Origin of the sequence: Cryobacterium breve, assembly GCF_027594785.1 — a bacterium.
Taxonomy (GTDB): Bacteria; Actinomycetota; Actinomycetes; order Actinomycetales; family Microbacteriaceae; genus Cryobacterium; species Cryobacterium breve_A.
Map to the genome: position 1 here is coordinate 128824 of NZ_CP075584.1, position 13888 is coordinate 142711.

General features: G+C 67.7%; 10 protein-coding genes and 1 pseudogene. 10 read left to right on the forward strand and 1 reads right to left on the reverse strand.

The window, feature by feature from the left end:
- Positions 1 to 7 precede the first annotated feature (7 nt).
- Positions 8 to 1096 carry a polyprenyl synthetase family protein gene (locus KIV56_RS00690; RefSeq protein WP_432432585.1) on the reverse strand — a complete coding sequence of 363 codons (1089 nt, stop codon included), beginning with the start codon at positions 1094 to 1096 and terminating at the stop codon, positions 8 to 10.
- A 70-nt stretch (positions 1097 to 1166) separates the two neighbouring features.
- On the opposite strand from KIV56_RS00690, the gene KIV56_RS00695 reads away from it, so the two are divergent.
- From KIV56_RS00695 to KIV56_RS00745, 10 genes and pseudogenes are all read left to right on the forward strand, one after another.
- Positions 1167 to 1577 carry a DUF3040 domain-containing protein gene (locus KIV56_RS00695; RefSeq protein ID WP_281534774.1) on the forward strand — a complete coding sequence of 137 codons (411 nt, stop codon included), beginning with the start codon at positions 1167 to 1169 and terminating at the stop codon, positions 1575 to 1577.
- Positions 1578 to 1836: 259 nt separating this feature from the next.
- On the forward strand, positions 1837 to 2268 hold the full coding sequence (gene mraZ / locus KIV56_RS00700) for a division/cell wall cluster transcriptional repressor MraZ (RefSeq protein ID WP_281534775.1): 432 nt from the start codon (positions 1837 to 1839) through the stop codon (positions 2266 to 2268).
- A 98-nt stretch (positions 2269 to 2366) separates the two neighbouring features.
- The gene (gene rsmH, locus KIV56_RS00705) at positions 2367 to 3320 is read left to right on the forward strand and encodes a 16S rRNA (cytosine(1402)-N(4))-methyltransferase RsmH (RefSeq protein ID WP_281536241.1); all 954 of its coding nucleotides are present in this window, start codon (positions 2367 to 2369) and stop codon (positions 3318 to 3320) included.
- 254 nt (positions 3321 to 3574) lie between these two features.
- Positions 3575 to 3970: a hypothetical protein gene (locus tag KIV56_RS00710; protein ID WP_281534776.1), complete on the forward strand. Its 396-nt coding sequence runs from the start codon at positions 3575 to 3577 to the stop codon at positions 3968 to 3970.
- Between the two features lie 65 nt (positions 3971 to 4035).
- Positions 4036 to 5823, forward strand: coding sequence for a peptidoglycan D,D-transpeptidase FtsI family protein (locus KIV56_RS00715; RefSeq protein WP_281534777.1), 1788 nt, complete (start codon positions 4036 to 4038; stop codon positions 5821 to 5823).
- Between the two features lie 13 nt (positions 5824 to 5836).
- Positions 5837 to 7381, forward strand: coding sequence for a Mur ligase family protein (locus KIV56_RS00720; protein WP_432432586.1), 1545 nt, complete (start codon positions 5837 to 5839; stop codon positions 7379 to 7381).
- Entirely contained in the window at positions 7381 to 8844 is a 1464-nt protein-coding gene (locus tag KIV56_RS00725; protein ID WP_281536242.1) for a UDP-N-acetylmuramoyl-tripeptide--D-alanyl-D-alanine ligase, read from the forward strand. The genes KIV56_RS00720 and KIV56_RS00725 overlap by 1 nt, the downstream gene beginning before the upstream one ends.
- Positions 8841 to 11477 carry a UDP-N-acetylmuramoyl-L-alanine--D-glutamate ligase gene (gene murD, locus KIV56_RS19335; protein WP_348648443.1) on the forward strand — a complete coding sequence of 879 codons (2637 nt, stop codon included), beginning with the start codon at positions 8841 to 8843 and terminating at the stop codon, positions 11475 to 11477. Before KIV56_RS00725 ends, murD begins: the two co-directional genes overlap by 4 nt.
- A complete protein-coding gene (gene ftsW, locus KIV56_RS00740; protein ID WP_281534779.1) occupies positions 11446 to 12729 on the forward strand; it encodes a putative lipid II flippase FtsW in 1284 nt (427 codons plus the stop codon). Before murD ends, ftsW begins: the two co-directional genes overlap by 32 nt.
- Positions 12726 to 13814: pseudogene (locus KIV56_RS00745) on the forward strand (UDP-N-acetylglucosamine--N-acetylmuramyl-(pentapeptide) pyrophosphoryl-undecaprenol N-acetylglucosamine transferase). The gene ftsW and the pseudogene KIV56_RS00745 overlap by 4 nt, the downstream one beginning before the upstream one ends.
- Positions 13815 to 13888 lie beyond the last annotated feature (74 nt).

Here is a 13888-nt window from a genome sequence, read left to right on the forward strand (position 1 = left end):
CTCCTTCTCAGAAGGACCGGCGCGTCACCCTCTCGGCGAGGCTTTCGAGCTGGACCCGCACTCCGGCGGCGATCGGAGAGGCATCGAGCGCGACGCGCGCATCCGCCACCTGATCCGTGATGAGCGTCTCGACGCTTTCGACGGCACCGCTGGCCCGGATGAGTTCCTGGAGTGACAGGATCTGGGCGGCATCGAGTCCCGGATCTCCGAGGAGTCCGTCGAGGTATTCCCGCGCCGCCGGTTCGAGCGCGTGCCTGGCGAGGGCGATGAGCACGGTGCGCTTGCCCTCCCGCAGGTCATCGCCGCTCGGTTTCCCGGTCACGGCCGCGTCGCCGAACACGCCGAGCAGGTCGTCCCGGAGCTGGTATGCGATGCCGAGGGGAAGCCCGAAGGCGCGAAGCGCATCGAGGTGGGCCGTGTCCGCGCCCGCGAGCGCCGCGCCGATGACGAGCGGAGCCTGGACGCTGTATTTCGCGGATTTGAAGACGATGACCCGCATGGCGCGTTCGAGCAGTTCCTCTTCCGGCTGCACGAGCCAGGCCCGTTCCTCGAGGATGTCGAGGTACTGACCGGCAGTCACCTCCGTGCGCATCTGGTTGAACTCGTGGCGCCCCAGCCTGGCGGCGACGGGATCGGCTGACGCCTGGAGCCCCTCGTCGAGGAGCTCGTCGCTCCACCCGAGGAGCATGTCCCCGAGCAGGATGGCGGAGGCCCGGCCGAACTCGATGGGGGCGCCGGCCCAGCCGCCCGAGGCGTGCAGGGTTTCGAAGAGTTTGTGGGCGGATGCCGAGCCCCTGCGGGTGTCCGAATTGTCGATGATGTCGTCATGGACGAGGGCGGCGGCATGGAAGATCTCCAGGGCGGCGGCCGCCGCGATGACCGGTTCGGAATCGAGCTCGCCCGAACCGGGGACGCTCTGCCAGCCGTGATGACAGAACTGCGCCCGGAAGCGCTTACCACCGCTGAGAAACTGCCGTGAGAAGTTCACCAGCGCGCTAAGATCCGGGCTGACAGTAGTCACAATTAGTTGACGGGTTTTCAGGAATTCGTCGATGCGCGTTTGAACCAGATCGACCAGTTGATTGCTTTCAGCCACCCGCCTAGCCTAGCTATCGCGGCGGGGCTAGAATTGGGATTCACCGGTGATCCTACAGAGGAGGAATGAGATGCCGCTTTCGGAACAAGAGCAGCGACTCCTTGAAGAAATGGAGCGCGGGCTCTACCACAACGACTCCGACTTCGTCGCGACCGTTGGCGGTTCATCGCTTCGCCCGAACTACCGCTCGATCGCCCTCGGCGTCCTCGCGGTGGTCGCCGGTATCGGAGGACTGATCGCGGGAGTTGCAGTGCAGCAGCTCTGGATCGGGATTCTCGGCTTCGTCGTCATGTTCGCAGGAGTATTGCTCGCCACGTCACCCGGCAAGGCGGCCCGCAGGCTGTCATCCTCCGGCTTCTCGTCTTCGGGGAAGTCATCGTCCGGAACGAACGGTTCCCGTCCTTCGGGTTCAGGCAAGTCAGGGCGCGGGTTCATGGATCGTCTCAACGACCGCTGGGATCGCCGCCAGGACGGTAACTAGCCTTCCTGCCCCATCCTCCACAGCACGACCGATAACTCAACAAAAGTAGGGCCGATCACAGATCGGCCCTTTTTTTTGTGCCCAAAATCGACCCCGCCACCCGATAGGCCTGCAGTTTTCCTCCACCTGTAACTTCACCGTTTCATCTGGTATTTTTCTAAGAAAACACAGGTTGATCGTGGCATTTCCCGTTTTCGTGGCTCAAAGTGGAGTAAAGTGGAGTAACACCTGAACTTGGCCGGAAGAGAAGGGGTGATGAATGTTCCTCGGGACCTATGCCCCCAAGCTCGACGACAAGGGACGCGTCATCCTTCCCGCGAAGTTCCGTGAGCAGCTCTCCACCGGCATCGTGATGACCCGCGGCCAGGAACACTGCCTCTACGTCTTCACGACGCGCGCGTTCGAGGAACTGCACGAAAAGATCAAGCAGGCCCCGATCACGAGCAAGCAGGGCCGTGACTTCCTCCGGGTGTTCACCTCCGGAGCCAGTGCGGAAACTCCCGACAGCCAGAACCGCGTCACGATCCCCGCCAACCTCCGCAGTTATGCCGGCCTCGACCGAGAACTCACAGTGATCGGCGCGGGCGACCGTGTCGAGATCTGGGACACCGAGACCTGGGACCTGTACCTCGCCGAGCAGGAAACCTCGTTCGCCAACACCACGGAGGAGGTGATTCCGGGACTCTTCTAGAACCTGGCGCCTGACTCCCAGCCGTACGCCCTGACACACTTCCCCGGTGCCAGGACTGCCGGATGGGGATCAGGATCCAGGAACTACTCCCCGGGACCATGAACATCGACGAAATCCATACCCCCGTACTGCTCGAACGCTGTGTCGAGCTCCTCGCCCCGGCTCTCGACCAGCCCGGTGCCGTGCTTGTCGACGCGACCCTCGGCATGGCCGGCCACTCCGAGGCCTTCCTCACTCGCTTCCCAGGGCTCACCCTCGTCGGCCTCGACCGCGACCTCGAGGCGCTCTCGATCGCCGAGGAACGGCTCAAACCGTTCCGCGACCGGATCCACCTCGTGCACACCGTCTACGACGGCATTCAGGACGCCCTCGACACCCTCGGCATCGAAGAGGTCCAGGGCGTGTTCTTCGACCTCGGCGTCTCTTCGCTCCAGCTCGACCGGGTCGAACGCGGCTTCTCCTATTCCAAGGACGCCCCGCTCGACATGCGGATGGACAACACGAGCGACCTGACGGCGGAAAAGATCCTCGCAACCTACAGCGAGTCCGAGCTGCGCCGCATCTTCCACGAGTACGGCGAAGAGAAGCTCGCGGCTCGCTACGCCAAGGCGATCGTCGAGGCGAGGGCGACCGCGCCGCTCCTCCGCTCCGCTGAGCTCGTCGCGATCCTCACCAAGGTCACCCCCGTCGTCGTCCAGCGCACGGGCCACCCGGCGAAGCGGGTCTTCCAGGCCCTGCGCATCGAGGTCAACCAGGAACTCTCCGTGCTGGAGCGGGCGATCCCCGCCGCGCTCGACGCCGTCGCCGTGCACGGCCGGATCGTCGTGGAGGCGTACCAGTCGCTCGAGGACCGGATCGTCAAGAAGGCGCTCGCGCGGGTATCCACCTCGAGCGCCCCCGCCGGCCTGCCCATCGAGCTGCCGGAACACAAGCCACTGTTCACACAGTTGATCCGGGGCGCCGAACTCGCCTCGGAAGAAGAAAAGGCGAGAAACCCCCGTGCGACGTCGGTCAGACTTCGCGCCGCCGAGCGACTGAGGAGAGCCGGATGAGCGACAATCTCGCACGCGTGCTGCGACCGAACTGGGAGAGTGCCCCCGGCACGACACCCCCGACCAGAAGCCGCTGGACGCTCCAGCGGGCCAGCCGGGCTCGCGGCTTCGCCACATCGAGATCGTCGCGACGCGCAGCCAGCGCAGGGCCAGGCCCAAGATCGCCTTCGCCCTGTCCGCCGTCGCCGGCGTCGCGGTGATCATCGTCGCCCAGGCTCCTGCTGAGCGTCGGGATCTCCCAGGGCGCATACGAGGTGTCCCGCCTGCAGGCCAGCCAGACGGAACTCACCCGTACGGCCGAAAGCGTGACGGAAGACCTCGTCAGGGTCTCGTCCCCGCAGAGCCTCGCGGCTAACGCCGAGGCCATCGGCATGATCAGCAATTCCAACCCCGTCTACCTGCGCCTCTCCGATTCCGCCGTACTCGGCGCCCCGAGTTCCGCGACTGGCAGTCAGGCCGGTGCGGCGAGTCTCGTGCCGAACGCGCTGCTCACCGGCGTACCTTTGGTGACACAGCCGGCCCAGTCCACCGGGCAGGGCGCGAGCGTCTCCGGCGCCGCGACGACCCCAGCCACCGAGACGAACCCAGCAGCCCCGAACGCCGCCGTGCCAGCCCCTGGCACCGGACTCCCGACGCCCACGACTCGCTAGCCCGCACTCCCGCCAGAGCCGGGGTGCCACAACCGCGGCCCCGTCCGCAGTAAGGAACTGAAACTGTGGGTGTCAGTGCCAGGTCGACGCGCAGCGGCAAGCGCCGCATTGCGATCACGGTCGTTCTCCTCTTCGCGATCGTCGCGCTCTTCGTGGTCCGGCTGGTCGACATCCAGGTCGTCCGCGCCGACACCCTCAGCGCAGACTCACTGGGCAACCGATCGGTCGAGCAACCCGTCTACGGCTCCCGCGGCGACATCGTCGACGCCAACGGCGTCGTGCTCGCCGGAACGGTGATGCGCTACAACATCACGCTCTCGCCGCGCAACGCCGTCGAGTTCACCCGCACCACGGCCGCGGGGGACCAGACCGTCACCGTCGCCCAGGCCGCAGCGGAAGTCGGCGCCATCACCGGTCAGACCGGAGACGCGATCCTCGCGATCATCTCCTCGTCGCTCGCCGCCGACCCAGCCTCTGACTACGCCATCGTGACCAAGGCGGTGGATGTCTCGGTGTTCCGGGCCGTCGACGCGCTCGAGATCCCGTGGATCTACTTCGAAAAGAAGCCGGGCCGGGTGTACCCGGACGGCGCGGTCGCCGGCAACCTCGTCGGATTCGTGTCGTCCGAGGGTGAAGCCCAGGCCGGCCTCGAACTCGGCCAGGATTCCTGCCTCGCGAGTACCAACGGCACAGAGACCTACGAAAAGGGCGCGGACGGCGTCCGGCTGCCGCAGAGCACTGTCACGGAGAAGGCCGCCGTCGACGGCGGAGACGTCGTGACGACGATCGACTCCGACCTGGAGTGGTTCGTCCAGCAGGCACTGGCCAAGCAGGCCCAGGCCACCGGCGCGGCGTGGGGCACGGTCGTGGTGCAGGAGGTCAAGACCGGGAAACTCGTCGCGGTCGCCGACTATCCCAGCGTCGACCCCAACAACGTCAACGGAACCGCCAACCCCGATGACCGTGGCTCGCGCGCCTTCACTGCCTCCTTCGAACCGGGGTCGACCTTCAAGGCCCTCACCGCGGCATCCGTGCTCGACGCCGGCAAGGCGACGGTCGGCACCAAGATCACCGCCCCGTACCGGTACCTGCCGGGCAACGGCGCGAACATCAACGACAGTTCCGGCCACGCCGACCTGCACCTCACCCTCACCGGTGTGCTGATCGAATCCTCGAACACCGGCATGTCCAAGTTCGGCGAACTGCTGACCGACCAGCAGCGCTACGACTACATGACCAAGTTCGGCCTCGGCACCGCGACGGAGGCGGGGTTCCCCGCCGAAGATTCCGGAATCCTGCATCCCTACGATGAATGGGACCCCCAGACCAAGTACGCCACGATGTTCGGCCAGGGCCTGACCACGACGGCGCTCCAGATCGCGAGCATCTACCAGACCATCGCCAACAAGGGCGTCCGGTTGCCGGTCCAGCTCGTCGCCGGCTGCCGCCAGGCGGACGGCACCATGACGAACGTGCCGGCGGCCACCGGAACCCAGGTGGTGTCGGCCTCCGCCGCCAACGACACGTCGGAGATGCTCGAGATGGTCTACCAGAAGGCCTGGCTCTCCAAGGTCTGGAACATTCCCGGCTACCGGGTCGCCTCGAAGACCGGTACGGCACAGATGCCCGACGGCCACGGCGGATACACCAAGGGGTACCTCGTGTCGGTCTCCGGCTTCGCGCCGGCGGACGACCCCGAGTACGTCGTTTCGGTCAGTCTCGCCGATCCTGTTAAACTGAATTCGTCTGCAGCGCCCGCTCCGATCTTCCAAGAGGTCATGAGCCAGGTGCTGAAGAAGTACCGGGCAGTTCCATCGGGCGCTCCAGCGCCTGCCCTTCCCGGTACCTGGTAAGAAAGCGAGCCTTGTGACCGAGTTGGCACCATCGGCTCTCCGTCCTCAGCACCCGGTACCGCGGTCGTTGTCGGGCATGGTTGATGAATTCGAACTTTTCCTGCGCGGCGACATCGAGGGTCTCGAAGTCTCCGGCGTGAGCATCTCCTCCCGTTCCGTTCAGCCGGGCGACCTCTACGTCGGCGTACCCGGGCGCGCGTTCCACGGCGCGAGCTTCGCCGCGGACGCCAGGGAGGCCGGAGCGGTCGCCATCCTGACCGATGAGGCCGGCGCACTCCTCGCTGCCGGAAGCGGCCTTCCGGTTCTCGTCACCCCCGACGCCCGGGCCGCCCTCGGAGCGGTCGCCGCCTGGATCTACCGGACCGACGAGAACCCGGCGACCCTCTTCGCCGTGACCGGGACGAACGGCAAGACGAGCGTCGTCTACCTCCTCGTCGCCATCCTGAACCAGCTCGGTGTCGTCACGGGCCTCACGTCGACGGCAGAGCGCCGCATCGGCGACCTCGCCGTGGTGAGCTCGCTCACCACGCCGGAGGCCACCGAACTGCACGCCCTCCTCGCCAGGATGCGCGAAGCCGAGGTACGCGCCGTCGCGATCGAGGTCTCCGCGCAGGCGCTCAGCAGGCACCGTGTCGACGGCCTCGTCTTCGATGTAGCCGGATTCACCAACCTCAGCCACGATCACCTCGACGACTACGCCAGCCTCGACGAATACTTCCAGGCCAAGCTCGAACTTTTCCAACCGGACCGGTCCCGGCGCGGCGTCATCACCGTCGACTCCGAATGGGGCCAGCGCATCGTCGCGGAGTGCCGCATCCCGGTCACGACCCTCAGCATCCACCCGGAGGTCGACGCCGACTGGCACCTCTCGATCGTCTCGGAGGACGCCCTCTCCACCGAGTTCCTGCTCGAGGGGCCGGAAGGCCGCAGGCTGCAGACCCGCGTCCCGTTGATCGGCTGGTTCATGGCCGCGAATGCGGCACTGGCCATCCTGATGCTCGTCGAGTCGGGCTACGACCTCGAGGCCATCAATCACACCCTCGACCGCGACGGCGGCATCGACGTCTACATCCCGGGGCGCACCGAGCGCATCTCCGGCGACCGCGGACCGCTCGTCTACATCGACTACGGGCACAGCCCGGATGCCTTCCTCAACACTCTCGCGGCCATCCGCAGGTTCACGCCCGGCCGGCTTTTCATGGTCTTCGGCGCGGACGGCGACCGCGACACCACGAAGCGCGCGGCCATGGGCGCCATCGCGGCCCGTGGCGCGGACGTCGTCGTCATCACCGACTTCCACCCCCGCTACGAGGACCCGGCCTCGATCAGGGCCGCGCTCATCGCCGGCGCCCGCGAGGCCGTCCCGGACGTCGAGCTGTACGAGGTCGCAGACCCGCACGCCGCGTTCCGCACCGCACTCGGCCTCGCCGCCCCGGGCGACTCGATCCTCTATGCCGGCCCAGGCCACGAGAACTACCACGAAGTGAACGGCGTCAAGATTCCATACTCGGCCCGCGACGATTCCCGGCTCGCCCTGCGCGAAGCGGGGTGGCAGTGATGATCGGCCTCTCCCTCTCCGAGATCGCCGACGCCGTGAACGGCGTCCTGCACCTTGACGGAGCCGTGAACGCCGACGGAACGTCGGCAACGCCGGCGACCGTCGTCTCCGGGGCCGTCGACACCGACTCCCGGGAGATCCGGGCGGGTGGCATCTTCGTCGCCAAGCCGGGGGAGACCACGGACGGTCACCTCTTCGCCCCCGCCGCGATCGAGAACGGCGCCGCTCTCCTGATCGTGGAGCGCGCGCTCGACCTTCCCGTCGCCCAGATCATCGTTGCGGACGCCGTTGTCGCCCTGGGCGACCTGGCCACCGTTGTCGTCGACCGCGTACGCGCGGAGGGCCGGCTCAGGGTGATCGGCGTCACCGGGTCCAACGGCAAGACCACCACCAAGAACCTGCTCCGCGCGATCCTCGGACGGGTCGGCCCGACCGTCGCCGCCCGCGCCTCGTTCAACAACGAGGTGGGCGCACCGATCACGATGCTCGCCGTCGACTTCGACACCCGGTTCCTCGTCGCCGAAATGGGCGCGAGCGGCATCGGCGAGATCGCCAGGCTGATCCGGATGGTCCGTCCCGATGTGGGGGTCGTCCTCAAGGTCGGCCTCGCCCACGCCGGCGAATTCGGCGGCATCGAAGCGACTCTCGCCGCCAAGACCGAGATGGTCACCGACCTCCTCGAAACGGATGTCGCGGTGCTGAACGCCGACGACCCCCGCGTCGCCGGAATGCGGGCGCACACCCGCGCCAGGGTGGTCTGGTTCGGCCAGGACGCCACCGGCGCCTCGCGCGCACCGGACGGAACGGATTTCTCCGGCGTTCACGCGACCGGCATCGAGGTCTCGAGCAGCGGAACGACCTTCACCCTGCACCTCGCGGGCGGCGACACCCGGCCGGTGACCTTCCAGGTGCTCGGAGAGCACCACGTGATGAACGCCCTCGCCGCCGCGGCCACCGCGGAGGTGCTCGGGGTCGGAATCGACGACATCGTCGCGGCACTCGAGTCCGTCGTCACTGCAGAACGCTGGCGGATGCAGGTCCTCGGCGGGCGTGACGGAGTCACGATCATCAACGACGCGTACAACGCGAGCCCCGATTCGATGACGGCGGCCCTCAAGACCCTCGCCCAGATCCGGGAGGCGGGACAGCGCACCGTCGCCGTCCTCGGAGAAATGAGCGAACTCGGCGAATTCTCCGGCGACGAGCACGACCGCATCGGACTGCTCGCCGTGCGGTTGAACATCTCCCAGCTCATCGTGGTGGGACGCGCCGCCCGAAGGATGCACATCAGCACGATCAACGAGGGGTCCTGGGACGGCGAATCGCTCTTCGTCGAGAACCAGGACGACGCCTTCGCACTCCTCACGGCAACCGTCCGTCCCGGTGACACGGTGCTCGTGAAGTCGTCGAACTCGGCGGGCCTCCGGTTCCTCGGCGACCGTCTCGGGGAGTACTTCTCATGAGGGCACTTCTCATGTCCGGCGCGATGTCGCTCGTCTTCACGCTGTCCCTGACCCCGCTGTTCATCCGGCTCTTCCACAAGCTCGGCTGGGGCCAGTTCATCCGCGACGACGGGCCGAAGAGCCACCACGCCAAGCGCGGTACCGCGACCATGGGCGGCATCGTCATCATCCTCGGCACCCTGATCAGCTACTTCCTCGCGATGTGGCTCACGGGCACACCGATCACGGCGTCTCCGTTGCTCGTGCTGTTCATGATGGTCGGGCTCGGGCTCGTCGGATTTCTCGACGACTTCATCAAGACCCGGAATCAGCGCAGCCTCGGCCTCGGCGGCTGGCAGAAGATCAGCGGACAGGTGCTCGTCGCCGGCATCTTCGCCGTGCTCGCACTGCAGTTCCCGAACAGGCACGGCCTCACCCCGGCATCCACCAAGATCTCGCTGCTGCGCGACCTGCCCCTCGACTTCATGAAGCTCGGGACCATCGTCGGGATCGCCCTCTTCATCATCTGGATCTGCTTCCTCGTCGCGGCGACGTCCAACGGCGTGAACGTGACCGACGGCCTCGACGGCCTCGCGACGGGGTCATCGATCCTCGCCATCGGGGCGTACATCGTGATCGGCTTCTGGCAGTCCAACCAGGCCAGGTACGGGGGAGCGGACATCGGCGACCTCTACCGTTCCTACAACGTGCGCGACCCGCTCGACCTCGCCATCGTCGCCGCGGCGATCGTCGGCGGCCTGATCGGCTTCCTCTGGTGGAACACCTCACCGGCCAAGATCTTCCTCGGCGACACCGGGTCCCTCGCCATCGGCGGGGCGCTGGCCGCACTCGCGATCCTCAGCCGCACCGAGCCTCCTGCTCGTGCTCCTCGGAGGGCTCTTCGTGATCGAAGCCGGCTCCGTGATCGTGCAGAGGGCGTACTTCAAGGTCACCCGGGGCAAGCGGATCTTCCTGATGAGCCCCATCCACCACCACTTCGAGCTCAAGGGCTGGGCCGAGGTCACCGTCGTCGTGAGGTTCTGGATCGTCGGCGGACTCCTCGTCGCGGCGGGCGTCGGCTCGTTCTACCTCGAATGGCTGACCGCATGATGAGCACCGATCCTTACAACACTCACTCGGGGCACCGCCGGCTCGACGGGCTCGTCAGCTGGCACGCCGACTGGTCCGGGCTCCGGGTCGCCGTCCTCGGCCTCGGCGTCACGGGCTTCGCCGCAGCGGACACGCTCGCCGAACTCGGCGCCGACGTCCTCGTCGTCGCGGGCAACGCACCGGACGACCGGGCCAGGCTCCTCGGCGTGATCGGCGCCGGGCTCGTCCAGGCCGACCTCAGCGAGGTCCCCGCCGAACTCGAAGCGCACCGACCGGAACTGATCGTCGTGAGTCCGGGCTTTCACCCCGATCACCCCCTGCTGCTCTGGGCCGCCGCGTCCGGCGTCCCGGTCTGGGGCGACATCGAACTGGCCTGGCGCCTGCGCGACAAGGTCGGAGCCCCGGCCGAGTGGATCCTCGTCACGGGAACCAACGGCAAGACCACGACCGTCCAGCTCACCGCCACGATCCTCGCGGCCGCCGGCCACAGGGTCGCCCCGTGCGGCAACATCGGCGTGCCCGTCCTCGACGCCGTCCGTGACCCGCTCGGCTGGGACGTGCTCGTCGTCGAACTCTCCAGCTACCAGCTGCACCATCTGCCGCGCACCGGGCCAGGAGCCCTCGTGCCCTGGGCGAGCGTCTGCCTGAACATCGCGGACGACCACCTCGACTGGCACGGTTCCGCCGCCGCCTACCGCGAGGCCAAGGCGACCGTCTACGCCAACACCAAGATCGCGTGCGTCTACAACAAGGACGACGAGGCCACCCGCACGATGGTCGAGGACGCCGAAGTGCGCGAGGGCGCCCGCGCCATCGGCTTCGGCCTCAGTGTCCCCGGTCCGAGCGACCTCGGCGTCGTCGACGGAATCCTCTGCGACCGCGCATTCCTCGAGGATCGCTTCGACACCGCGATCGAACTGACCACCGTGCCGGAGCTCCGCGTCCGCGGCCTCGCCGCCGCCCACCTCGTGGCAGACATCCTGGCCGCGAGCGCCCTCGCGCGGTCCTTCGACGTCGACCCGCTGATCATCCACGACGTGCTCGAAACCTTCCGGCTCGACGAACACCGCATCGAGATCGTCGCCGATGCCGCGGGCGTCCGCTGGATCGACGACTCGAAGGCCACCAACCCGCACGCAGCGGATGCGTCGCTCGCTGCATTCGACTCCGTCGTCTGGCTCGTCGGCGGTCTGCTCAAGGGCGTCGACATCGACCACCTCGTCCAGACCCACGTGCCCCGGCTCCGTGGCGCCGTCATCATCGGCACGGATCGGGACGTATTGCGGGCGGCATTCCAGCGACACGCCCCCGGGTTGCCCGTATTCGAGATCGATGCCGCCGACACTGGACAAGTGATGCCGAACGCCGTCGCTGCCGCGGCAGGAATCGCCGAGTCAGGTGACGTCGTGCTGCTCGCACCGGCGGCGGCATCGATGGACCAGTTCTCCGACTACGCAGCACGCGGCCGCCTCTTCGCGGAGGCCGTTCACGACTATCTGGGAGGTGAGGCGGATGGCGAGACTGCCCCAGGGCCGAACGCCTAGGACCGCAGCCCCCCACCAGCCGGCGCCCGAGGCGCACAACCCCGCCACCCGCATCCACCTCGGACGCGTGTTCAAAGCGGAATCGACGAGTTACTTCCTGTTGCTCGGCACGACCCTTTTCCTCGTCGCCTTCGGTCTCGTGATGGTGCTCTCGTCGTCGTCTGTCGACTCCTACCTCGAAAACGCCGGCTTCTTCGGCGCCGTGCTCCGCCAGGGCGGCTTCGCGGCCATCGGCGTCCCGCTGATGCTCGTCGTCAGCCGGATGCCGGTCAAGTTCTGGCGGCGGGTGGCCTGGCCGACCCTGATCATCGCGTGCCTCCTGCAGTGCCTCGTCGTCTTCACCCCGCTCGGCATCACCGTCGCAGGGAACACGAACTGGCTGTCCCTCGGCGGCGTCCAGTTCCAGCCGTCCGAGGCGATCAAGCTCGCGCTCGTCATCTGGCTCGGCATGATCCTCTCCCAGAAGCAGGACCTGCTCGACGACTGGCGCCACGTCTACATTCCCGTGTTCGGCGTCGGCGGCGGATCGATCATGCTCGTACTGATCGGCGGCGACCTCGGAACCGTCATCATCATGGCCGGGATCCTCTTCGGTGCGCTCTTCTTCGCGGGTGTCCGGCTGCGGATGCTCGCGCTTCCGCTCCTGATCGGCTCCGTCGCCGGGGTGCTCGTCGCGATCTCGAGCGCGAACCGGATGACCCGCATCCTCTCCTTCCTCAACACCGGCTGCGATGACCACACCGGAACCATCTCCGCTGCGTGCTGGCAGCCGCTGCACGGCACCTGGGCCCTCGCCAACGGCGGGATCTTCGGCGTGGGGCTCGGCAATTCCAAGGCCAAGTGGTCGTGGCTGCCCGCAGCAGACAACGACTACATCTTCGCGATCATCGGCGAGGAGCTCGGCCTGATCGGCGCGATCGTCGTGCTCGCCATGTTCATCCTGCTCGCGTTCGCCTTCCTCCGGATCATGCGGTCGAGCACGAGCGTGCAGGCGCGCGTGTCGACGGCCGCCGTGATGGTCTGGGTCATCGGCCAGGCCCTCGTCAACATCGGCGTCGTCCTCGGCGTCTTCCCGGTCCTCGGCGTCCCCCTCCCGCTCGTCTCCGCGGGAGGCACAGCCCTGCTCTCGACCCTGATCGCGATCGGAATCGTGCTGTCCTTCGCCCGCGCACACCATGAACCGGCCGGACCCACCGCGGCGGGCACACAGCACCCGGCCGCACGGCCGGAACCGAGACGAGCATCCGAGTGACCACATACCTCTTGGCCGGCGGCGGCACCGCCGGCCACGTCAACCCCTGCTCGCGGTCGCAGACGCCATCCGCGCCCGCGAACCCGAAGCAGAAATGATCGTCCTCGGCACCCGCGAGGGACTCGAGGCCCGCCTCGTGCCCGCCCGCGGCTACGAGCTGATCTTCGTACCGCGCCTCCCGTTCCCGCGCCGGCCGAACCGTGCGGCCGTGCTGTTCCTGCCGCGATTCAACCGCGCGGTCACCGACCTCGCCGCGGTGCTCCGCGCCAGGAAGGTCGACGTCGTCGTGGGCTTCGGCGGCTACGTGTCGACTCCCGCTTACCTCGCCGCCCGCCGGGCCGGCATCCCGATCGCCATCCACGAGGCGAACTTCCGTGCCGGCCTCGCGAACCGCCTCGGCGCGTGGCTGACCACACGGGTCGGCGTCGTCTTCCCCGGAACCCGCATCCGCCACGGCCGGGTCGTCGGAATGCCGCTGCGGCCGGAGGTTCAGAACCTCGACCGCGCAGGATCCCGGCCGGAGGCGCTGCGCTTCTTCGACCTCGACCCCGACCGCCCGACCCTCCTCGTCACGGGCGGGTCGCTCGGAGCACGCCGCCTCAACGGCACGATCGTTCAGTCCGCACCGGCACTGGTGGCGGCCGGCTGGCAGGTCCTGCACATCACCGGACAGAAAGCCGAAGTGTCAGACCCCGGCATCCCGCACTACCGGATGATCGCATACTGCGACCGGATGGACCTCGCCCTGTCCATTGCCGACTTCGCTGTGTCCCGGGCCGGCGCGGGGACCGTCTGCGAGCTTGAGTGCGCTCGGCATCCCGGCCGTCTACGTGCCGTACCCGGTCGGAAACGGCGAACAGCGTTTCAACGCCGCGTCCGTCGTCGCGGCCGGCGGAGGGATCCTCGTCGACGATGCGGCCTTCCTGCCGGCCTGGGTGACGGATGAGCTCGTTCCGCTCCTCTCCGACCGACCCCGGGTGCTGGCCATGGGGGAGCGCGCGGCATCCGTCGGCGTGCTCGACGGCGCCGAGCGGATGGCCGAGCTGGTCCGCGAGGCGCTGACGACGGCCCGGCCGCGACCCTGACCTATCCGGGCACCAGGGCGAGCAGGCCGGGGCGTCAATCCGGCGATCCCCGGTCGCGGCGCGTAACGTAGAGG

Bases quoted from the DNA above. Each gene is read 5' to 3' on its own strand.
- KIV56_RS00695 (WP_281534774.1), top strand. From the start codon at position 1,167: ATGCCGCTTTCGGAACAAGAGCAGCGACTCCTTGAAGAAATGGAGCGC.
- mraZ (WP_281534775.1), top strand. From the start codon at position 1,837: ATGTTCCTCGGGACCTATGCCCCCAAGCTCGACGACAAGGGACGCGTC.
- rsmH (WP_281536241.1), top strand. From the start codon at position 2,367: ATGAACATCGACGAAATCCATACCCCCGTACTGCTCGAACGCTGTGTC.
- KIV56_RS00725 (WP_281536242.1), top strand. From the start codon at position 7,381: ATGATCGGCCTCTCCCTCTCCGAGATCGCCGACGCCGTGAACGGCGTC.
- murD (WP_348648443.1), top strand. From the start codon at position 8,841: ATGAGGGCACTTCTCATGTCCGGCGCGATGTCGCTCGTCTTCACGCTG.
- ftsW (WP_281534779.1), top strand. From the start codon at position 11,446: ATGGCGAGACTGCCCCAGGGCCGAACGCCTAGGACCGCAGCCCCCCAC.